19 protein-coding genes are annotated in these 22,317 nt (G+C 63.7%); 11 read left to right on the top strand and 8 right to left on the bottom strand.

What is annotated here, in order from left to right; genetic code table 11:
- The first annotated feature begins 73 nt into the window (after positions 1-73).
- The 5 genes from DM868_RS04460 to DM868_RS04445 all read left to right on the top strand — a co-directional run bounded on the left by DM868_RS04460 (position 74) and on the right by DM868_RS04445 (position 8,421).
- Positions 74-1,996, top strand: coding sequence for a methyl-accepting chemotaxis protein (locus DM868_RS04460; RefSeq protein WP_137275627.1), 1,923 nt, complete (start codon positions 74-76; stop codon positions 1,994-1,996).
- 110 nt (positions 1,997-2,106) lie between these two features.
- Positions 2,107-3,483, top strand: a complete 1,377-nt coding sequence (locus DM868_RS04455; protein ID WP_246049009.1) for a methyl-accepting chemotaxis protein — start codon at positions 2,107-2,109, stop codon at positions 3,481-3,483.
- Positions 3,484-3,687: 204 nt separating this feature from the next.
- A complete protein-coding gene (locus tag DM868_RS04450; protein WP_246049008.1) occupies positions 3,688-6,096 on the top strand; it encodes a PAS domain S-box protein in 2,409 nt (802 codons plus the stop codon).
- A gap of 259 nt (positions 6,097-6,355) precedes the next feature.
- The gene (locus DM868_RS15035; protein WP_170964422.1) at positions 6,356-6,523 is read left to right on the top strand and encodes an HVO_0416 family zinc finger protein; all 168 of its coding nucleotides are present in this window, start codon (positions 6,356-6,358) and stop codon (positions 6,521-6,523) included.
- Between the two features lie 53 nt (positions 6,524-6,576).
- Entirely contained in the window at positions 6,577-8,421 is a 1,845-nt protein-coding gene (locus tag DM868_RS04445) for a UvrD-helicase domain-containing protein (RefSeq protein WP_137275624.1), read from the top strand.
- Between the two features lie 24 nt (positions 8,422-8,445).
- Here DM868_RS04445 and DM868_RS04440 read toward each other — a convergent pair whose 3' ends face one another.
- The gene (locus DM868_RS04440) at positions 8,446-10,104 is read right to left on the bottom strand and encodes an ABC1 kinase family protein (RefSeq protein ID WP_137275623.1); all 1,659 of its coding nucleotides are present in this window, start codon (positions 10,102-10,104) and stop codon (positions 8,446-8,448) included.
- 45 nt (positions 10,105-10,149) lie between these two features.
- Positions 10,150-10,497 (bottom strand): Hsp20/alpha crystallin family protein, encoded by a 348-nt coding sequence (locus DM868_RS04435; RefSeq protein ID WP_137275719.1) that lies wholly within the window; start codon positions 10,495-10,497, stop codon positions 10,150-10,152.
- Positions 10,498-10,621: 124 nt separating this feature from the next.
- On the opposite strand from DM868_RS04435, the gene DM868_RS04430 reads away from it, so the two are divergent.
- Positions 10,622-11,494 carry a hypothetical protein gene (locus DM868_RS04430; RefSeq protein ID WP_137275622.1) on the top strand — a complete coding sequence of 291 codons (873 nt, stop codon included), beginning with the start codon at positions 10,622-10,624 and terminating at the stop codon, positions 11,492-11,494.
- Positions 11,495-11,500: 6 nt separating this feature from the next.
- Here the strand turns inward: DM868_RS04430 and pyk are convergent, their stop codons facing one another.
- The 4 genes from pyk to DM868_RS04410 form a co-directional block, all read right to left on the bottom strand.
- A complete protein-coding gene (gene pyk, locus DM868_RS04425; RefSeq protein ID WP_137275621.1) occupies positions 11,501-13,261 on the bottom strand; it encodes a pyruvate kinase in 1,761 nt (586 codons plus the stop codon).
- Between the two features lie 75 nt (positions 13,262-13,336).
- Complete coding sequence (locus tag DM868_RS04420) at positions 13,337-14,554, bottom strand: acyl-CoA dehydrogenase family protein (protein ID WP_137275620.1); 1,218 nt, start codon at positions 14,552-14,554, stop codon at positions 13,337-13,339.
- Between the two features lie 146 nt (positions 14,555-14,700).
- Complete coding sequence (locus DM868_RS04415; RefSeq protein ID WP_137275619.1) at positions 14,701-15,126, bottom strand: DUF2391 family protein; 426 nt, start codon at positions 15,124-15,126, stop codon at positions 14,701-14,703.
- 70 nt (positions 15,127-15,196) lie between these two features.
- Positions 15,197-15,925 (bottom strand): hypothetical protein, encoded by a 729-nt coding sequence (locus DM868_RS04410; RefSeq protein WP_137275618.1) that lies wholly within the window; start codon positions 15,923-15,925, stop codon positions 15,197-15,199.
- A gap of 115 nt (positions 15,926-16,040) precedes the next feature.
- Between DM868_RS04410 and DM868_RS04405 the strand changes: the two genes are divergently transcribed.
- The 5 genes from DM868_RS04405 to DM868_RS04385 are packed head-to-tail and all read left to right on the top strand — an operon-like array spanning position 16,041 to position 19,121.
- Positions 16,041-16,556: a hypothetical protein gene (locus DM868_RS04405; protein ID WP_137275617.1), complete on the top strand. Its 516-nt coding sequence runs from the start codon at positions 16,041-16,043 to the stop codon at positions 16,554-16,556.
- Between the two features lie 51 nt (positions 16,557-16,607).
- On the top strand, positions 16,608-17,147 hold the full coding sequence (locus DM868_RS04400; protein WP_137275616.1) for a hypothetical protein: 540 nt from the start codon (positions 16,608-16,610) through the stop codon (positions 17,145-17,147).
- The gene (locus DM868_RS04395) at positions 17,147-17,566 is read left to right on the top strand and encodes a hypothetical protein (protein WP_137275615.1); all 420 of its coding nucleotides are present in this window, start codon (positions 17,147-17,149) and stop codon (positions 17,564-17,566) included. The genes DM868_RS04400 and DM868_RS04395 overlap by 1 nt, the downstream gene beginning before the upstream one ends.
- Positions 17,563-18,819 (top strand): helix-hairpin-helix domain-containing protein, encoded by a 1,257-nt coding sequence (locus DM868_RS04390; protein WP_137275614.1) that lies wholly within the window; start codon positions 17,563-17,565, stop codon positions 18,817-18,819. The genes DM868_RS04395 and DM868_RS04390 overlap by 4 nt, the downstream gene beginning before the upstream one ends.
- Before the next feature lie 8 nt (positions 18,820-18,827).
- Positions 18,828-19,121, top strand: a complete 294-nt coding sequence (locus DM868_RS04385; RefSeq protein ID WP_222845460.1) for a hypothetical protein — start codon at positions 18,828-18,830, stop codon at positions 19,119-19,121.
- Positions 19,122-19,139: 18 nt separating this feature from the next.
- Here DM868_RS04385 and DM868_RS04380 read toward each other — a convergent pair whose 3' ends face one another.
- Complete coding sequence (locus DM868_RS04380; RefSeq protein ID WP_137275612.1) at positions 19,140-21,020, bottom strand: molybdopterin biosynthesis protein; 1,881 nt, start codon at positions 21,018-21,020, stop codon at positions 19,140-19,142.
- The gene (locus DM868_RS04375; protein ID WP_137275611.1) at positions 21,013-22,233 is read right to left on the bottom strand and encodes a molybdopterin molybdotransferase MoeA; all 1,221 of its coding nucleotides are present in this window, start codon (positions 22,231-22,233) and stop codon (positions 21,013-21,015) included. Before DM868_RS04375 ends, DM868_RS04380 begins: the two co-directional genes overlap by 8 nt.
- Positions 22,234-22,317: the final 84 nt, after the last annotated feature.

The following is a 22,317-nucleotide window of genomic DNA, read 5'->3' as shown; positions in this document are numbered from 1 at the left end:
TTTCGCCTTAGTTAATTACACGATATAATCGAGGCAATGTCTTTATCAGATTCATGTTAGCGGTAGTATGTAGATGTCTACGAAAGAGACACTATCTGCGATCGCTCGGTACATCGAGAATACACCGAACGGCACCGAAATCCCTGACGAATCGTTCACTAAACGCCATCGAGGGATCCTGGTTTTTACCACGGCACTTGTGCCGTTTGTGTTCGCCGTCAGCAGGCTAACTGGCGTCCAGTCCGTTACTGGCGCTGAACTTCCAGCAATCCCGCTTGTACACTCGGTTGCCGGAACTGGTCTTATTCTGGGGTTACTGCTTACGGCTGCAGTCCCATTGCTTCCGCGCCGAGCGCGATCCGCTCTTGCCGCGCTCGCGTTTATGACACTCGGCTCCGTTCTTGCATATTTTACTGGTGGCTTTATCGAAGCACACTTTTTGTATTTCATCGGGGTCGGAGTGGTTGCGCTCTATGAAGACTGGGTGCCCTTCGGTATCACAATCGGCTACGTCGCAATCCAACACAGCGTGTTTGGCCTCATCGAATGGTTCACCGTCTACAATCACCAGGCAGCTATGGCCAACCCCGTCGTCTGGGGGGGAATCCATGCGGTCGGTGTCTTGATGCTCGCTACTACGATCACGTTCCTCTGGCAGTCGCTGGCCATCCAGCGTCAACAGGCCCGCGAAAAAATTCAAGAGAAACTCGACGAAGTCGAGGAGGCAAAACAACTCACCGAGAACAAACAACAGGAAGTTGCCCGACAAAAAGAGGAGATGACTGTATTAAACAACGAGTTAGAGGCGACTGCCAGCGAGTTCCAGTCTGCGATGGTGGCCTGCGCTGATGGAGATCTTACACAACGGTTGGATGACTCCGTTGACAACGACGCAATGGCATCCATTGCACGGGCGTTTAACGACATGATCGACGACTTCGAACAGACAGTGCTCGATATCCAATCGTTCGCCGATACCGTCTCAATCGCCAGCGCCGATGTCGCCGATCGATCGACGGAGATCAAACAAACAAGCACTGATGTTAAACGGTCCGTATCGGATGTTGCGACGCGCGCTGAAGAACAGGATGAGCAACTGCAAACTGTTGCTGATGAGATCGGTGACTTGTCGGCTACGGTTGAAGAGATCGCCTCGTCGTCGGAAGAAGTTGCAGCAACGGCCAGTACCGCCGTTGACCTCGGAGACACAGGGCGTGAACACGCTAGTGATGCTACAGCAGAGATTGCGGCCATCAAATCCCAGACAAACGATGTTGCAGAGGAGATCACGGCACTGAACGAACAGATGGACCAAATTGGTGAGATAGCTGACATGATCAGTGACATAACCGAGCAAACCAACATTCTCGCGTTGAACGCCTCGATCGAGGCCGCCAGAGCCGACACTAACGGCGACGGGTTTGCGATCGTCGCGAACGAAGTCAAAGGATTGGCTGAAGAAGCCGCTGATGCGACCGATGAGATTGAGCAACGCATCGAAACCGCGCAAGCGGTGACGAATGAGACGGTTGCGAGCATTGAGGATATGAGTGGTCGTGTCCAGACGGGCGCAGAGACGATCGACGGCACGATCAGTATGTTCGACGATATCGCCGCGGCAATCGAAGAAGCGGAAAGTGGGATCACCGAGATCAGTAACGCGACTGACGACCAAGCCGCGTCTGCAGAGGAGATCGCATCGATGGTTGATGACGTTTCGAAAACGAGTCAGTCAACCGCTCGTGAGTCGACTGATGTTGCCGAGAAAACTGCTGGGCAGGTAGACTCTTTAGATGAGACTACGGCTGATGTCGGGAAACTGGCCGATATGGCGACTGAACTCTCGGAACAGGTCGCCGTATTCACCACAACAGCTGATCACAACGCAAATAACACTGTGAGGAGCCGGGCTAGGTCTACGAACACACAACAGCCGCCAACGGGGTCATTATCCAGGCCACCAGCTCAAGCTGATGGCGGCCACTCAACGGAGTGAAAAGAACTCACCCTACCATGTCCGCTCACCTCCCGTCGCTACTGGCTCGTTTGTCGGTTTGTATTCCGGGACCTACGGCACTAATGACACATATAAAATGGGGTAAGCGGATGGAGCAAGCACGGATTAGAATACTTCATCTCGACGGCGAGCCGGACGTTACGGACCTCGTAAAGACGTTTCTGGAACGACACAATTCTCGGTTCGAGATCACGATAACGGACAACGCAGCCGACGGGTTCGAGGAGATACGGACGGCCAGCGAGAGCCTCCAAAACGGCCAGCTGGATCAGGATATCGACACCGACAAGCCCGGCAACTATGGTCAGATACTGGTCTCGCTCGACGCTGGAATCGGCCAGCTCAACGAGAGCCTCGTGACCGTCCAGCGGATCACCGAGGAGGTCGCTGAAGCCAGCGACGAGACGGCAACGACCGCGACCGAACTCGACGACGCGAGCGCCGAAGTCGCGACATCCGTCGAAGAACTCCAACAGGCAAGCGAGGACGTCGCAAGATCTGTCGAGGAGATCAGCGCCGGTGCCGACGAGCAAAGTGACGACCTCCAGCGCGTGGCCAACGAGATGAACGACCTGTCTGCGGCCGTCGAGGAGATCGCCTCCTCGGCCGAGGAGGTGGGGATGACCACACGGAACGCTGTCGAGCGGAGTCGGGAGGGCCAAAAGGAGGCCTCGGAAGCGACCGAGGAGATTACCGCTATTGAATCGCAAGCGGAGAAAGCGGCCACACAGGTCAAAACGTTGGACGACAAAATCACCGAAATAAACGAGATTGTCGATCTCATCACCAGTATTGCCGAGCAAACGAACCTGCTCGCGCTGAACGCCTCGATCGAGGCAGCCCGCGCCGGCGAAGCTGGCGAAGGGTTCGCCGTCGTCGCCGAGGAGATCAAAGGACTCGCCGAGGAGGTCGGGGAGGCCACGGGCGAGATCGAATCCCAGATCGACGACATCCAGTCGACGACGGCCGAGACGGTCGAAGGGATGGAGACGATGACCGAACGCGTTGATCGGGGCTCAGAGACGATCGAGGACGCGATCGAGATGTTCGACGAGATCGCACAGGCGGTCGACGAGGCCGAATCGGGGGTTCAGGAGATCAGCAACGCGACCGACGATCAGGCCGCCTCGACCGAGGAGGTCGTTTCGACGGTTGAAGAGGTAGCGAGCGTGAGCGATCAGGCCGCGACCGAAGCGAGCACGGTTTCGGCGGCCACTGAAGAGCAAACCTCGTCGCTGTCGGAGGTCGCACAAACGGCCGAACACCTGTCGAACCTCTCGGATGCCTCGACTGCAGAACAGCTCTCGACGGCGGCGGAGACGCTCCGCGAGCAGGTCGCAGCATTCGAACTCGATACTACGGCAACAGTCGATTCAGTACCAACCGACGCATCGAGTGCGACGCAGCCGGTCAGTGCGACGGACGGCGGCGAAAATCGACCACCGGCACAGACTGACGACCAATAAGAGGCGATAAGCGGCGAATATCCACTCCGCAGGATGAACGACAAAGCAGTGCGACAACACATCAGCAAATAATACGCAAGAATGACTGACTCAAGTACAATCCAATTTGATACAAAAAACTACCAGCAAGTACAACGAGAGGATGCTAGATCTACCTTGTGCATAGGGGTAGCTGACGAAGCTGACCAAATCGACGTTCTCCACGTGGATGACGACGAGAGCATCTTAGATTTGTCTGCCACGTTTCTCGAAAAGAATCACGATCTGTTGTCGATCCACAAAAAACTCGATGCCGAAGAAGCGCTCGACTATCTCGAAACGACCGAGATCGATTGCATCGTCTCCGACTACGATATGCCCGGTCTCAACGGTATCGAGTTTCTCGAACAGGTACGCGAGACGCATCCTGATGTCCCGTTTATATTGTACACTGGCAAAGGATCTGAAAAAGTCGCAAGCAGGGCCATCTCGAAGGGAGTGACCGACTACTTACAAAAAGGGACGGGCACAGAACAGTACGAACTTCTGGCTAACCGGATCGACAACGCCGTTGCTCAGCGCCGGTCGGAGCAACGCGCCAGCAGAATCGAACGCTGGCTCATAGAACTCGCTGAGGAGACCACGAACATACTCTGGATCTTCACCGCGGATATGGACGACGTGATATTCATCAACTCCGCTTTCGAGGAACTCTACGGTATCCCCATAGACCGACTCCGCGACGATCCATTGTGTTTTCTCGAGGCAACTCACCCCGAAGAACGACAGCGCGTGGCACAGGCCGTCGAACGGCTTCGAGACGGGCAGACCGTTGAAATTGAACATCGAGTCAATGAAAGCGAGGACTACCAACGCTGGGTATACGTCCAAGGAAAGCCGATCCATACTGACGACGGCGAAGTCACCCGAGTCGTCGGCTTCATCACAGAGATTACCGGGCGCAAAGAACGCGAACAGCAACTCCGAAAGTTCCAGCGTGCCGTCGAATCCTCCGGACATGTCATGTATTTCACCGATCTCGACGGCATCATCGAATGGGTCAATCCGGCCTTCGAAGAAAAGACAGGGTACTCAGCCGAGGAAGCGATCGGGGAGAACCCGCAAATTCTTCAGTCAGGTGAACACGATCAGGCGTTCTACGAAGATCTGTGGGAGACTATTGCCACTGGCCACGTCTGGCGCGGCGAGGTGATCAATCAACGAAAAGATGGCGAACACTACACCATTGACCAAACGATCGCCCCGGTGACCGACGAGTCCGGAGCGATTACCCACTTCGTCGCCGTCAACAGCGACATTACCGAGCAACGAGCCACCAAGCGCGAACTAGAGACTCTCCAGACAGCGATCGACAACGCTCATTCGCCACTCATCCTGACTGATCCGCACAAAGAGGACAGCCCGATGGTGTACGTCAACGAGGCGTTCGAAGACCTCACGGGCTACACAGAAGCGGAAGCGCTCGGCCGGAACTGTCGGTTTCTACAGGGCGACGATACCGATCCCGAAACTGTAGATCGGTTGCGAGAGGCGATCGACAGCGAAAAACCGATCACCGTCGAACTCCGCAACTACCGGAAGGACGGGACGCTGTTCTGGAACGAACTAAGCGTCGCGCCGGTGTACGACGCCGATGGCAACCTCATCCGGTATCTGGGGACGCAGCGAGACATCACCGACCGGAAAGAACACATCCAGGAGCTACGACGCCAGAACGATCGTCTCGACGAGTTCGCAAGCGTCGTCTCCCACGACCTTCGCAATCCACTCAATGTGGCCGACGGACGGCTTCAGCTTGCCAAAGACGAGTGTGAGAGCACGGAGCTATCGCACGTCGAGGGGGCCCTCGATCGAATGGGGGCGCTAATCGACGATCTACTGACGCTGGCTCGCCAGGGAGAAACGATCACTGATTTCGAGTCCATCGAACTTGCGGCACTGGTCGAGAACTGTTGGGCCACTGTCGAAACAACGAGCGCCTCTCTCGTGGTCGAGATCGATAGTGGAACTTCAATCCAAGGGGATGCGAGTCGGCTGAAACAGGTGTTCGAGAACCTGATGCGAAACGCGGTCGAACACGGCGGCCCGGATGTCACGGTGACGGTCGGCGAACTGGACGGCGGGTTCTATGTAGCGGATGATGGGCCTGGAATCCCCGAGGAGGATCGAAGTCAGATCTTCGATGCCGGGTATTCGACGGCGAACGCAGGAACCGGGTTCGGCTTGAGCATCGTCGACCAGATCGTCGGTGCGCACGGGTGGAACATCCAGGTTACCGAGAGTGAAGCGGGTGGTGTTCGCTTCGAAATTACCGGCGTCAGCGGTGCCGGGTCTGCTAGCTATGAACGAGTTGGAGGAAACAATGGGGATAGCCAAGAGTATGACCGCAGCACACCTCCCCCCTCGGATGAAAAAACGGTGATAGAACTCTGCGAAGCACTCGATGAACAGGATGTGGACTTGGACAGTACCCCGTTGCACCAGTATGTTGATCCGGAAGCATTGGAACGAGTTGTTAATTCGCTAGACGACGACTTTGAAATTACCTTTGCAGTCGACACCGTTAGTGTCACTGTGACACCAAATGGTGTTCACACACATTGCCGCGAGTGAACAGTGTAGCTATGACGTCGGGCGATCTGGCTAATTTTCGCCGTAACATGGTTTTATTCGATTGTTTCGTATACAGATAATTCGTATTATGACAGGACGTAATACTTGTAGAGGATCTCCAAACAGGAGATGTAGCAGACTCCTGCTAGTGGCACATGGATTAAAACGACCTGTCTCAACTACTGAGTGCCACGACACAGCCCACCGTGACACAATATACCACAAAGCTTAGTACCGATGTCCTCGAAGTGATATTCGTATGGCGACCGCGAACGACATTTTCGACGAGTTCCTGGACGAACGGGGCCACGAGACCGAGACGCCGTCGTGGGAGCGCGATTATAACAAAAAACGGTGTCCGGACTGTGGCGGCCTTCACGGACTCGACGCGGTGACGTGTTCGGTCTGCGGCTGGCACCCGAACTGATCACCTCGAATGCAAACCGGCTATTTATAGTTGCGGGCGGCATTACGCGAACAATGGCTACGCCCACGCACGTAACACGACTCTTTGGGGGTCCGGGGAGCGGGAAGACGACGGCGTTGCTCGACCGCGTCGACGGCATGTTGGACGACGGGGTCGAGATGAACGATATCCTCATCGTCTCGTACACCCGCGCCGCGGCCGCCGAGGTCCGCGACCGCCTCGGCGAACGGCTCGGTCGGTCGCCGAAGTCACTTCGCGGCAACGTTTGTACGATGCACGCGAAAGCCTACGAACTGTTGAACCTCTCGCGAGGCGACGTCGTGGGCGAGAAACACAAAGCGGAGTTCTGCGAACAGTACGGCATCGAGTTCGAGGACGAGAACAAGGCCGCCCACCGTCGCTCGGCCCGATCGACGACGCTTGGGAACAAGATCATCGCGACCTCCCAGTGGCTCCAACGGACCGAGCGGGACGTCGCCGACTGGTACGACGTGCCGTTCAAGTGGAACGAGGAGGAGATCCGACTGCCGCCGGAGATCGACGAGCGCGCCCAGACCGGCAACAAGTACACGCCCACGTGGCCGAGCGACGACGACCGGATCGATATCCCCGAGGCGATCCGCGGCTGGCGCACCTACAAGGGCGAGGAAGGGGTCGTCGGTTTCGCCGACATGCTCGAACGCGTCCAGCAACGCTCGCTGTTGCCGAGCGTCGATCACCTCGTCATCGACGAGTTTCAGGACATCACGACGCTGCAGTACGGCGTCTATCAGGAGTGGAAACCGCACATGGCGTCCGTGCTCATCGCGGGCGACGACGATCAGGTCGTCTACGCGTGGCAAGGGGCCGACCCGAACCTCCTGTTGGACGAGGAGGTCGACAACGACGTTATCCTCCCGAACAGCTACCGACTCCCATCCCGCATCCTGAACGTCGTCAACACCCAGATCAGCCACATCGAGAAGCGGCAGGACAAGGATCTCAAGCCGCGCAAGGAGGGCGGCTCTGTCGACGCGGTTCGGTCGCCGTCGATGCGCGACCTCGTGCGTAACGTCCGGATGACGCTCGAAGAGGACGAGGACGGGAGCATCATGTGTCTGTTCCGCGCCCGCTATCAGATGTTCCAGTTCATGGACGAGTTCATCGGCGAGGGGATCCCCTTCACCTCCCTGACGGATCAGCGGATGTGGACCGACCGACTGCGAGATTACGTCACCGCGATCGAGTCGCTGGACGAGAGCGAGCCGATCCACGGCCTTCAGGCCCGGCGACTCGGCGAAATGCTCGCCGACAGCGCGTTCGGGACGGGCGAGCGTGACGACTATTTCGACGCCCTCGACGCGCTGCAGGACCGCGAGAGCGTCGAGGACCTCACGGATCTCGAAGTCGCCCCCGGCTTCCTCGACGAGCACGCCCCGTTCGCGCCGGGACCGCGGTCGGCCGCCGACATGCTCACTCGCGTCTCGAACTTCCAGGAGCGCTCCGTCGATGCCTACTTCGGCGGCAAGTACCGCGGGATGGATCCGAACCGCGTCCGCGTCGGGACGATCCACTCCGCGAAGGGCCGGGAAGCCGATCACGTCTTCATCGCGACGGATCTCACGGAGAAGGTGGTCGAGCAGATGGCGGCCTCCGTCGAGGACCCCGAGGCCGTTCCGGGTGCGGAGCCGTTCACGAAGCGCTCCGATCCGGTGCCGACGATGACCGACAACGAGCGCCGGGTGTTCTACGTTGGGATGTCCCGCGCCCGCGAACGGCTGGTCATCATGGAGGACCTCGTCGACGGCGCGCCGACGCTCCCCATCGACGTGCTCCTATTCAACGAACCCGTCGACAAATCGCTGGAGGACGTTCTCATCAGCGCCCAAGAGCAGGGAACAGAGCTGAAAGTTAACTGATCGCTGCGCGGGCGATCGAACCGGTCACTTTTCGCGCTCTCGAAGCCGCTGTCTCGTGAACTGCGGCTGGGCGTCGATCCCCTGCCGACGCCGTCGGAACGACCGCCAAAGCGACACCCCGAACAGCGTCGCGAGCGCGAGCGCGACGGCGGCGGTCGTCGTCGTCGCGAAGGCGTACAGCACTGACGCCGAAATGAGTGCCGCCGTCAACAGCGCCGCGAGAACGAGGCGCTTGGCCAACACGTCGAACGTCCGCTCGTCGGGTTCGAACTCCACTTTGAGCGTGACGTTGCCGCGGTCGAGGTCGTCGAGCGTCGATTCGAGTTTCGGCGGGACGCGGACGAGCGACTCGCCGAACTGTCGGACCTCGTCGGCCCGGTCGGCGACGAAATCGCGGGCGCTCTGCTCAATTAGCCCCTCCTCGCGGAGATAGCCGGTCGCCACGGAGATGAAATCGAAGTTCGAATCGAGCGTGACGCAGACTCCCTCGACGACCGTTGCGACGCGCAGGACCAACGCGAGGTTGGGCGGCAACCGGAGCGGGAAATCGTAGATCGTATCCTCGACCTGCTCGATGATCTGTTGGACGCGATACTGCTCGATGTCCTCGCCGCGGGCATCAGCGATGGCCAGCTCCATGATGTTCGCCATCACGTCACGATCGGCTTCCGGGCTGAGTGTGCCCATCTCGATGAGCGCATCGAGGATCGCATCGGTGTCCTGCGCCGCGATGGCCATGTAGAACTCGATGATCTTCTCCTGGATGAACGGATCGACGCGACCCGACATGCCGAAGTCGTAGAAGACGATCGTGCCATCGTCTCTGACCGCGAGATTCCCCGGATGCGGGTCGGCGTGAAAGACGCCGTCTTGGACGATCATCTGTAGGTACGACCGCTGTAGCGTCTCGGCGAGTTCCGTCCGGTCGATCCCCAGCCCGTCGAGGTCCTCGACGTCGGAGATCTTCGTGCCCTCGACGTACTCCATCGTCAGTACTCGCTGGCTGGAGAGCTCCGGGATGGCCGCCGGGACACGAATCCGCTCGTTGTCGGCGAAGTTCTCACGGATCTCGACCAGCATCTCCCGCTCCCGCCGGTAATCCATCTCCTCGCGGATCGTCCGCTCGAATTCGTCGGCGATCGTCTCCAACGAGAACGAGCGCGCCTGCCCGACGAATCGCATGAGGATCGGCAGCGACCACCGAACGACTCGCAGGTCGGCTTCGACGAGCGGTTCGACCCCCGGCCGTCTGACCTTCACCGCCACCTTTTCGCCGTCGACGCTGGCGACGTAGACCTGCCCGAGGCTCGCGCCGCTTATCGCCTCGTCGTCGAACGTCTCGAACACCTCGTCGACCGGCCCGAGATCGGCCTCGACGACGGCCTTCGCCGCGTCCCACCGTGCCGGCGGGACGTCGTCTTGGAGGCGTTCGAACTCGTCGATGTACTCTGAGGGCAACACGTCGGGTCGCGTCGAGAGCAGTTGGCCGAGTTTGATGAACGTGGGTCCCAGCGTCAACAGCGAACTCAGCAGCGACCGCGCACGCGCCCGTCTGACCTCGGAGGAGACCTGTCGACGCCCGCCGAAAAACACGAATCGTTTTCGATCCCGGGCGTAGGCGAGCAGCAGCGGCAGGAACTGGTAGGCGACGACGACGAACCGTCGGTAGGCTCGAAACATCAGCTACGACCCTCGTACGGACGTGTCATCGGTGACCGATCGCTCCCGTCACGAGATGGGGATCTTCATCCCGCCGTCGGCGGACGATTTCGGAAGGGTGAGCGTCAGTACCCCGCGCTCGATCCGTCCCTCGGCGTCGGCCCCCGTCGCGTCGCTCGGGAGCGGCAGTTCGGCGTCGAGAAAGAGGTCACGCTCCTCGGAAACGTACCGGAATCCCTTCGGAACGGCCTTTTCGCGTCGGGCCTCGATCGTCAGCCGCCCACCGTCGACCGTGATATCGACCGTTTCGGCGGTCGCCCCCGGCAGGTCGACGATGAGGAGGTAGGCGTCGTCGTCCTCCAACAGATCGGCGAACACCGTCTCCGGGAGATCGTCGAGCGCCTCGCGCAGTTGCATGTGCCGCGGTACGAGCGCAAGCGCGTTAAAGCCCCCGATGCCGGTCATCGAGCGCTGTCTCGTGCGGTGGCGATCCCTCCACCGCCACAACACCCATGTTCCGACCGGCCCGAGGCGTATCCATATGTCCTCCCGCCCGGAGCGCGCGCTCGATCGCCCGACGTCCGAATCAGGACCGCCGTCCCCGTCCATCGTGGCTCGCCCGGACGCCGACTTTCGGTCCGCGTTCGGGGTTCACCTCAGCGTCATCGCCGTCGGATTCACGCCGTCCGTCGCGTCGACGACCGGAATCGCCGGTATGGACCGGCTCTATCCGCTCACGCTTGCGGTCTTCTCGGTCGTCGCCGTCCTCGGGTGGTACGCCATCGGCCGCTGGCGAGGTGTCCCCGAACGCCTCGGCTCGACCGCGGCCCGGTATGGTTTCGCGGCCGTTCCCGTCGGCTGTTTCGCCGCGCTCGTCGTCGGAGCACCCGTTTTCCACACCCCGTCCTCGGGCGTCGGGGGCGCGCTCTTCGGCGGCACGGGATCGTTTTTCACCGGGCTGCTGCTCGCGATGATGGCTCGGAGCCGATACGTCGCGGCGATCTGCGACGACCGGGAACCGCTGGCGGCCTGGCGAGCCAAGACCGCACCGCGGGCGCGTCGCCGCCACTCCGTGGTCGGCGGTCTCGGGTTCGCGCTCGGGGTCACACTCGCGATCGTGGGGTCGTTCTTCGACCATCCGATCGTCGGCGCGGGCGGCAACCTCCTCGTGGGCACGAGCGCTGCGACCGTCGGGGCGATCGTCCGAGACGACACCTTCCGCGCCCACGCGTTCGGCCTCGAGATCGTTCCGCCGATCGGCCGACGGTTCCTCCCGTGGGATCGAATCGTCGGCTACCGGCTCACAGACGACGAACTCCGACTCGAACGTCGCTGGCGACCGGCGTACCGATGCGATCGCACCGAAATCGAGGATGTCGATGCGGTCGTCGCCGCCCTCCAGCGGGTTCTGTGACGCGCGTCACTCCGTTCGGCGTGCGCGTCCGGTCACGTCGCCCTCGTATACCACGCCCCGTTCGCCGTCGACGGTGACGACCGCCCCGTCCTCGGTCGTCGCCGGTACGGTGACGCCTGAGACCATCGGGACGCCCAGCTCGCGGGCGACGATCGCCGGATAGCCGGTCAATCCGGAGTCGGCTGCGACGATGCCCGCGATCTTCGACACGTCGCCGTCGAACTCCCCCTCGAAGTCGGCAGGGAGGACGAGGATCGACCCTCCGGAGATCTCGCTCAACTCGCCCCGTTCGCTCCTGACGATTGGGGCCGCCACCTGTCCGGCGACGACCGCCCGGCCCGTCGCGATCGTCTCGGCGACGACGTGTACCTTCAGCGTGTTCGCCACGTCCGCCTCCGGGAACTCGCTCATCATTCCGGCGAGAACGACGATCGTGTCGCCGCTCGCCGCGACGCCGGCGTCGACCGCGCTTTCGACCGCCGTCTCGATGATCTCGTCCGCGTCGGCCGCGTACGCCGCATAGCGCGCGTCGATCCCCCACGAGACGGCGAGCTGTCGCCGCACGTCGTCGTTGGGCGTCGCAGCGACGATCGGCACCGACGGCCGGAACTTCGCGGCCTTGCGGGCGGTGTACCCCGATTCGGAAACGGCGACGATCGCGCTCGCGCCCACGTCGCTCGCGAGGTAGCGCGCGGAGCGAGCGACGGCGTCGGTTCTGACGCCCCGATCGGCCGCCGGGACTCGGCTGTCACGCGTGTCAGCGTACTCGCCGCTCTCCTCGATCCGCTCGGCGATCGCCGCCATCGTCTCGACCGCCTCGACGGGGTGTTCCCCGACAGCGGTCTCGCCGGAGAGCATCACGGCGTCGGTTCCGTCGAAGACTGCGTTGGCTACGTCCGAGGCCTCAGCTCGCGTCGGCCGCCGCGACCTGATCATCGACTCGAGCATCTCGGTCGCCGTGATGACCGGTATCCCGGCGTCCACGCACCGCCGGATGATTCGCTTCTGGATGATCGGCACGTCCTCCAGCGGACACTCGACGCCGAGGTCGCCACGGGCGACCATGACACCGTTCGCCGCGTCGACGATCCCGTCGATGTTGTCGATCGCCGCCGCGCGCTCGATCTTCGCGATCACCGGCGTGTCCGGCGCGCCGAATTGCTCCAGTGCGTCCGCGATCTCGTAGACGTCGTCGCCGTCGCGGACGAACGACGCTGCGACGAGATCGACGCCCTCCTCGGCGGCGAGTCGGAGGCTCGCCTCGTCTTCGGGGCCGATGAGTTCGAGGTCGAGGTCGACGCCTCGCGTCGTCACACCCGACCGCGAACCAAGCTCGCCGCTCGAATCGACGCGCGCGAGGACTGTCTCGCCGTCGACGCGCTCGACGGTCGTCTCGATCCGACCGTCGTCCAAGAGCACCGTGTCCCCCGGTTCGACGGCGGCGATCGAGTGGCTGAGACCGATTCGCTCCGGGGAGACCGTCGTTCCCTCGACGAACTCGACGGCGGTTCCGGACGCGAACTCGGTCGGGGCGTCCGTCTCGGCCGTCCTGACCTCTGGGCCACGCAGGTCGAGCATGACCGCGAGCGGCGTGTCGGTCCCCTCGTCCACCGAACGCACGTCCGCGACGAGCGCTCTGCGACCGGCCGGGGTGCCGTGGCTCGCGTTCAGCCGGGCGACGGACATCCCCGCGTCTGCGAGGCGACGGATCGTGGCTCGATCGTCGGAGGCGGGTCCGAGCGTGGAGACGATCTTGACGTTTCGCATACACCGTCTGATGCGACTGAGGATAAAAATCCGAGGTTCGGTGACCGTCGCACTGTACGTCGTCGCTGCCCGGCGCTATTCGCGGAAGCGCGTGATCGCTTCGAGCTCGGCTTCGTCGACGTCCTCGAAGGCGTCACGGGCGATGACGTGTCGGTGAACCTCGTCCGCGCCGTCGACGAGGCGGAACTGGCGGACGCGCTCGTAGAAGTCCGAGATCGGTAGGTCTTTTGCGATCCCGTTGCCGCCGCAGAACTGGAGGGCGGTGTCGATGGCTTCCTGAGTGGCGTTCGCGGTGAACGTCTTCGCCATCGAGACGCCGACGCGTGCCTCGCCACCGGCGTCGATCTCGTCGGCGACCTGCCGGACGAGCGCTCGCGCCGCCGCGAGCTCGGTTCGCCGGTTGGCGATCTCGTGTCGCGGGGCCTGCTTGTCGGCGATCGGCGTGCCGAACGCTTCCCGCTCGGACATGTACGCCTTGGCGATGTCGAGCGAGCGCTGTGCCATCCCGGAGTAGCGCATGCAGTGGGTCAGGCGAGCGGGGCCGAGCCGCTGTTGGACGTGCGTGAAGCCCTTGCCCTCCTCACCGAGGAGGTGCTCTTCGGGGATGCGGACGTCGTCGAACGTGATCTCGGCGTGGCCGTGAACGTCGATCGCCGCGCCCATGTGCGGAATGTTTCTGACGACTTCGACCCCATCGGCCTCCGCGGGGACGATGAACATCGAACAGCCATCGTAGGGATGGGCCTCCTGATCGGTGCGGGCGAACACGAGGAGAAAATCGGCGCGGATGCCGTTCGTCGTCCACCACTTGTGGCCGTTGATGACCCAATCGTCGCCGTCCTTCTCGGCGGTCGTCTGCAACATTTTGGGGTCGGAGCCGCCGCCCTGCATCGGTTCGGTCATGCAGAATCCGGAGACGAGCTTACCCTCGACGAGCGGTTTCAGGTACTGCTCCTTTTGCAGCTCCGTTCCGAGGAGTTCGAGCGTGTGCATGTTCCCCTCGTCGGGCGCGTCGACGTGCATCGCCTCCTCGCCGAGGATGCTGCGGCCGGCCTCCTCGAACAGCGGTAACGCGTCGCGGAAACTGTACCCCATCCCGCCGTACTCCTCGGAGATCTGCGGACAGTACACGCCGTAGTCGCGCGCCGCGTCCCGGAGTTCCTCGATCGTCCCCTCGGAGACTGACATGCCGCCCTTTAGCTCGCGTTCCTTCGGGAGGACGACCTCTTCCATCAGTTCGTGGGCCCGCTCGGCCAACTCGACGGCCTCGGGTGAATCGTCGTACGATAACATACCGTCGTCTACCGCCCTGCTGGTAATAAACATGTGGCATATAGCTCACAATGTTAGGTCGTCGACGAATCGGCCGATAAAACGGTAACCGTCGAACCGGTACTACCGGTTCGACCCGTCCGACGCGCGCGCCCGACGGCCGTCGATCAGAACACCGAGTCGGCCGTCGCCGCCCCCACGACGCTGAACACCGACCCAACCGCGATCGCTTTCGCCGTGACCACCAGCCGTTCGAGCCCGGAGAGGGCTGCGAGGAACGTCCCCGGGGCGCCGAACGCGAGCGCCAGAACGATGACGGCCCCGTAGGCGACCAACATCAACGAGAGGAACCGCGCCGGGATGCCGCCGACGTCGAACTCGTCGTCGGGGTCCCGGCCGGCCGCCTTGTACAGCGCGGCGTAACCGACGCCGAACACGATCATGACGGTCACGAGCGTCTGGACGGTCGACATGTTCTCCGCGAGCACCCACACCTCCTCCGTGACGACGAACGGTCCAGCGAGCAGGAAGCCGCCGACGATCTGTTGGGCGGAGTCGGCGATCCGGAACGGGCGCCGAGAGAACCGTCGCATACGCCGCCGAACGGCGTCGGCGTTTATATCCGTTGTCGTCTCATCCCCGCGTTCCAACGCCGAAAATCGATCACAGCTCGATCCGTTCCAGATCGAGTTCCAACTCGGCGACGTGGTCGTTGTAGGCGTCGACGAATCCCGAAAAGCGCGACGCGTACTCCCGGACGTCGGTCGCCGACGGCGGCCCGTACTGCGAGAGCAGATAGACGCCACCTGAGCCGCCCGCCCGGAGGTACGACACCGTATCTCGCTCGCGCTTCAGCTCCCACCGTGTCGCATCGACGCGGGCGGCGAAGGTCCCGTAGTCGGTCCCCTCGTAGCGGTAGAGTTCGCCAGCCATCTGATCGCAGCACGCCTCGATCCGATCGACGATGCGGTTGCGCTCGGCGACGACCGATCCGGTCGATTCGACGCTCGGGAAATCCGCGTCCACACCGTCGAGGACGCCGTCGAGCGAGGCCACGTAGTCGTTGTACGCCGCGACGAACGGCGCGTAATCTTCGAGCGCGCGCGCCAGCGCCTCCGGTTCGGCCGGCGACTGCGTCGAGACGACGTACGTCTCGCCACCGCCGCGGGGATCGTAGCGGACGAATTCGATGTCGCCCGCCTCGTATTTGACCGTCCACTCGCCCCGATCGGTCGAGAACGATCGTCGGCCGTAGTCACCGCCTTCGATGCGCGCGACGTTGTAGGCGATCTGCCCGGCGTGATCTTTGATTGCGGCGAGCAGTTCGTCCCGTCGTTCGGTGACGGCCGCGACGTCCGCGGCATCGAGATCCAGTTCCGACAGTAGCGTCATTGGGTGGATCGATGCGCGCCGTCGGGATAACCGATCCGAAGCCGACTCCCCCGTATCTGTCGGCCCCGGAGCAGGTTCAGCTACGAATATATAGTACCTTGGTGTACATTCACGAATGTCAGTAGGACAGGAGTTGTTGGACGTACCGCTTCCGGAGATGGTCGCGAAGTTGGGTGCCGGAATCGCCGACGCCCAACACCAACTGGATATGAACTCAGTCGAGGTCGCGAAGACGCTCGCCGAAACCGAGATCGAAGTCGTCCCGGCGATCACCCGGACCATCAGCGCCGACGGAAGCGTCGACTACTCCGCCGCCGAGCCGATCGACGTCTCGCTCCTGCAGGCCGGCCTGTTTCCGACGTTCTATCAGTTCTCGGAGGCGACGATCGAGGTCGAGATGGACATCAAGACGACGACCGAAACCGAGACGAGCATCGACGTCAGCACGGGTGGGAGCGTCGGATTCGGTCTGTGGAGCGCCCGAATCGACGTCGACGTGAGCCACAACCGGAAGTTCGGCAAGGAGGTCCACGGGACGAGCCGCCTCAACACGACGATGGTCCCGGTACCACCACCGCCGTATCTCTTCCCCGAAGTGGAGACCGTGGACAACCGATCGACGGACGAGTGACCGCTATGTCACACTACGCTCGCCGTGCCGGGAGGGGGCCCGCCGCCTGAGATGCCGATCAGACCACGCGATCTCCGCACACGCGGCGTCCCGTCCCGAAAACCGGTCCGTCCGGAGCGAGAGTTGCCGTTCGACGATATGCTCTATCTGCTGGCCGAGAGCGTCGCGACCGCGCAGGCGAAGCTCGATCTCTCGACCGCCGAGGTTCTGGAGACGCTCGCCGAGACGGAAGTCGACGTCGTCCCACAGCTCACGCGCCGAATCGACGGTGAGGGACGCGTGCGCACGGACGCCGCACCGGCCGAGTCGAGGTCTTTGCTCGATCTCGGTTTTACCCCGACGCGGTATCAGTTCTCGGAGGCGACGATCGATATCGGACTCGACATCAGCGTTACCGAAGCGGAGACGACCGACTCCGAATCGAGCGGCCGGGAACTCGGCCTTCGGGCGGGGACCTACGAACTCACAGAACAGCGAAAGTTCGACCGAAACGTGACCGCGAATGCACAGATACGCGCCGTTTTGCAGCCGGTCCCGGTCCCGATCGGTCTCCAGCCGGCCGAATCGAGAGACGACGGCGGTGAGTCCTGATGGCGACCGAACGGTGGCTCTCGCGGCCGCTCTCCGAACTCGTCCGCAGCGTCGCCTTCTCGGTCGCCGAGAGTCAGGAGGCGCTCGATCGACGGTCGGCGCGGGTCCAGCGGGACCTCGAACGCGCCCTCGCCGACGACGAACTCGACTACGCAGTCGACGCTTCGTGGCTCCGGTTCTCGGAAGTCGAAGCGGACCTCCGAATCACCGTCTCGATCGAGGGGGAAGAGATCACCGACGACCGGGGCACAGTCCGCGGATATCGACCGAGACTCAACGCGGCCCCGCTCTCGCCGCGAACCCGGTCGGCCCATGATGTGAATGCGGAGATCGCGAGTGACGTTCGGTTCCGGCTCGCGCCGAGCGTCCCCGAACGGATCGATCCGACCGGCCCCGGACCGGAACGCACCGAGCCATGACGTGGGATCTCCGAACCCGCGATCTCGCCCTCGACGAGTCGGCGTTCACCGTCGAGGAGCTTCCGTACCTCGAAACACAAAAGCTCGACCTCGCCGAACGGGCGGCGATCGAACGTGCCGTCATCCAGCGCGAACGAGTGATTACGGACCTTCAGCGCGGCGTCCTCGAACTCCGCAGCGAGCGTGACACGCTCGCGGACCGCCTCTCACAGCTCGAATCCGAGCGGTCCGAACTCCGCGATCGCCTCGACGAATTGCGGGCCGAGCGACCGGCGATCGAGCCGAAGCGACTGTTCTCGAGCTTCGAATCCGCGTTCGACGGGCTCGACGCCGACATCGGTCACCGCGGCCTCTCGATCGGCGATATCGACGTCACGCTAAAGGCGAACGTCACCGAGTCGGACGGCGACGTTCGCTTTTACCTCCCGTCGCTCGACGAGCGGTCCGCGACCGAAAACCTCAGCCAACTGTCGTTCACGATCCGTAGCGACGCGTCCGACCGATCCGACGATCCTGGGTACGTCGACATTCCGGACCTCGTGGGCACGTCGCACGACGTCGCGGCTCGCCGACTGACGGCGGCCGGCTTCGACGTCGGCGAGATCACGGTCGTCGACGATCCACGCCTCGCCGTCGGCACGATCGTCGACCAGTTCCCCAAGCCGCTGGCGGTCGCCCCGCCCGGTTCGCCGATCGACCTGACAGTCGTCGGCGAGCCCAGCGACGGCGGCGAGTCCGATGACGGCTCAGCGCCCGAACCGAACGCATCCGAGACGACGGAGGAGCGACCGCAGGACGGTGACGAGGATATCGAGAACGGCACGCCAATCGAGCGCCGTGACGAGCCCGTCGTCGGCGAGGATGCCGATCTGCTGTCGGCGTTCAAGCGGGCCGTCGAGCGCGGTCGGCTCGATCCCGAAACCGAGTTCGCGGCCCGGCTTCGCGATGTCGGCATCAACGATCTCGGCGGGATCGCCGAGCGCTCACCCGAGGAGCTCGCCGATGCGCTCGGTCTGTCTCCGGAACCGATCGAACCGCTCACCGAACGGATCGATGAAGCGCGGCGAAACGAGTTGTCCGTCGAGGCGATCCATGGGATCGGGCCGACGTACGCTGGGCGGCTGGCGGACGCCGACGTTCGGTCCGTTGGCGAGTTCGTCCGCCTCGATCCCGAATCGATCGCTCGGCTCACGAAGGCGTCCGAAAGTCGTGCCGAGGGGTGGCTCGAACAGGCCAAGCGGCTGGTGGCGTAGCGATGGATATGGCCCAAGCGTTCGGCGCGACCGTCTCCGTCGAGGGACCGCCGTCCGACGCCGAGGGATACGTCTTCGTGAAGCGTCGCCCGGAGGTTGATCACGAGGTGTTCATGGTCCGACTGCTCGCCGACATCGGCGCGCCGGATCGGCTGCTGTTGCATCACCGCTCGGGATTCGCCGTTGTTCGGCTTCCCTTCGGTCGAATCAAGCGACTCCGATCCGATCCGCTCGTCGAAACGGCCGGCGGCATCCAGTTCGACGCCGAACGGTTCGCGGCCGTGACCGGGTCGGGGCCCTGATCGTCGCGTCCGGGTCGGTCACCGCCGATAGCCGGCCAGCGACTCGAAGATCGCGTCGTTCCTCTCGATCGCCGCGGCGAGTCCCTTCACGCCGTCTTTGTCCGCCCGCGTCTCGTCGGCGACGACGGTGACGCGTTCGGTTCCGCAGGGGACGAACCCCATCCCGAGCGTTTCGGCAGTCGCGCGCAGTCCCAACCCGGCGTCCGCATCCCCCGCCAGAACCTTTCTGGGTGGCGATTCGTGCGCTCGAACAGCGATCCCGTAACCGCCGATCGCGTCGGTCAGTTCGCGTCGGTCGACGCCGCGCTCGGCCGCGAGATCGTCGAGCGCCGCGTCGAGCGTCGAGCGCAGTCCGGCGTCGGTCGTCCGGTTGACGAACCGCACGTCGCCGTCTACGAGGGCTGCGAGGCCGTCGATCCCGTCGGGATTGCCGGCGGGAACGACCAGCCCCCACTCGCGGCTCCAACTGCCCAGTTCGGTTCCGTCGGGAAGCGATTCGCCCGTCACGACCGCCACGTCGGTGACGCCGTCCCGGAGCCGTCTGCGCCCTTGCCGGCTGCCGATCGCGAGATAGCGCGGCCGGTCGACGCGATCGAGCAGTCGCGACAGCGCCGGGTCGTCCTCGCCCGCGCCGAAGACGGTCGGTGGGCGAACGTCGGGCGAGAAGAGTTGCACATCGACGCGCTCACCGACATCCAAGTACTCGACGTCCGGCGGGACGGAGACGATTCCATCGGCTTCGACGAGGCTCGTCGTCGCGCCGCTGCCCTTGTCGACCGGGTAGACGAGCGTCTCGCCGTCGCCGTCCATGACGAGCCCGACGGGCATGTATCTGAGCCGACCCTCGCTGTACCGCTCGCGGTGGGCCATCCGCCCCTCGACCGTCGCCGTCTCGGGCTCGGGGACGCCCGCCGCCCGCCTGATCGCCGGGGCGACGAATGCCTGAAAGATCGTCAGCGCCGAGACCGGATACCCCGGCAGCCCGACGTAGGCGCTCCCGTTGAGCCGCCCCACGAGCATCGGTTTGCCGGGCTTGACCGCGACCCCGTGGAGGAGGAGTTCGCCCGTCTCCTCGACGACGCGGTAGATGACGTCGACCGCCGACGCCGAGGTCGACCCCGACGAGAGGACGAGATCGCACTCCGCGGCCGCCTCGCGGAGCGTCGCCTCCATCGCGTCGTAATCATCGCCTGCGTGGGGGTATAGTCGCGCCTCGCCGCCGGCGTCCTCGACCGCGGTCGCGGTCGTGTAGCTGTTGACATCGTATATCTGTCCGGCGGCGCTATCGAGCGGGTTGCCGGGACGGACGAGTTCGTCGCCCGTCGAAACGATCCCGACGGTCGGCCGCCCGCGGACCGGCACCGACTCGACCCCGATCGCCGACAGCAGTCCGATCTCTCGCGGCGTGATCGTCGTCCCCGGCCCGAGCGCGCGCTCGCCGGCGGCGATGTCAGCCCCCGCGAACATGACGCGATCGCCGGGCGCGAGCGACGTTCTGACGAGGATCGTCTCGCCGTCAGCGGCGCTGTCCGTCCGTTCCACCATCACGACTGCGTCCGCGCCCGGCGGCAGGACGGCCCCCGTGGAGATCTCCGCGCACTCGCCGGGACCGACGTCGACGGTCGGTTCTACCCCCGCGTGGACCTCGCCGATACACCTCAATTCGGCCGGATCGGCCTCGTCGGCACCGAACGTGTCGGCCGCTTTGAGCGCGTAACCGTCGACGCTCGCTCGATCGAAGCCGGGCACGTCGAGGTTGGCGTCAACCCGTTCGGCGAGGATGCGACCGCGGGCTTCCCGGAGCGGGACTGTTTCGGCGTCGGATTCGAGGTCCAGCGAGGCGATCGCCTCCCGGGCCGCCTCGGGCTCAGCGAGGTCGCGAAACTGTTTTCTATCCATTGTACTCCCAGTTTTCGACTGCGACGGTCTCGCCCGCCGGAATCCCCTCCCGACTCTCCTCGACGACGACCCATCCATCCGCGAGGGCGACGCTCGAGAGAACGCCGGAGCCGCTGGCGCGCGTCGGGGTGGCTTTGAAGCGCGTCCCGTCCGCATCGTCGCCCGCTTCGAGCGTGACGCGCACGAACGTCCGAACGCCCGGTTCGCTGCGGATCTTCCGTGCGAGCGTCGCCTCCCGCGTCGGTAACGGCTCCGGATCGGTCCCACCGAGGTGTTTGATCAGCGGCCGGAGGAACTGGACGGCGTTGATGATGGCGGCGACCGGATAGCCGGGGAGCATGACGACGGTGATGCCCTCGACGCGGCCCAACGCAACCGGATGCCCCGGCTTCAGGGCGACGCCGTGGACGAACACCTCGCCGAGATCCTCGACGACCTCGGGGATGAGATCGCGCTCGCCGACCGAGGAGCCGCCGGTCGTGACGACGACGTCGCGGACGAGATCTCGCTGGATCGCTGCCCGGAGCGCGTCGCGGTCGTCGGTGACGATCCCGCGCCGCGTCACGTCGGCACCCCATCGCTCGGCGAGCCGGGAGATGGTAAACCGGTTGGTCTCGACGACCTCGCCGGGGTCGGGATCGGCCTGCACGAGCTCCTCGCCCGTCGGGATGACGGCGACCTCCGGGAGCGCAGCGACCTCGACGGTGTCGATGCCGGTCCCCTTCAGCAGGCCGAGGTCCGAGGGCCGGAGTAAATGTCCCGGTTCGTAGAGCCGCTGGCCGGCCTCGACGTCCTCGCCGACCGGGGCGACGTTTTCGCCCTCGCCGACGGCGTCGAACACCTCCAACTCGTCGCCGACCCGTTCGGTCTCCTCGATCATCACGACCGCGTCCGCGCCGTCCGGCAGTTCACTCCCCGTGTGGACGCGGACGGCCCGGCCTGGGCCGATCGTCTCGTCAGGGCGAACGATCGCGGGTGAGCGACCCGACGCGCCGAAGGTGTCCTCGGCGCGGACGGCCCACCCGTCCATCGCCGCGCGGGCATAATGTGGAACGTCTCGGAGCGCGTCGACCGGCTCCGCGATCACGCGGCCATCCGCCACGGACAACGAGAGCCGCTCGGTCCGATCGATCGGCGGGACATCGAGCAGCGACTCGCGGGCGTCGGCCACCCGGGTCCGCTCTTTGAACCCTGCTGTGCGTAGATCCGTCATAGGTTCACTCGGTGCTCCGTCGGCAAAAAGGGTCAGTTCCAGCCGCGTCCGCTCTCCCTCGTCTTCGTCGCACCTGACACACGA

Source organism: Natronomonas salsuginis (genome assembly GCF_005239135.1).
Classification (GTDB): Archaea; Halobacteriota; Halobacteria; order Halobacteriales; family Haloarculaceae; genus Natronomonas; species Natronomonas salsuginis.
This window is presented reverse-complemented; position numbering and strand designations above follow the sequence as displayed.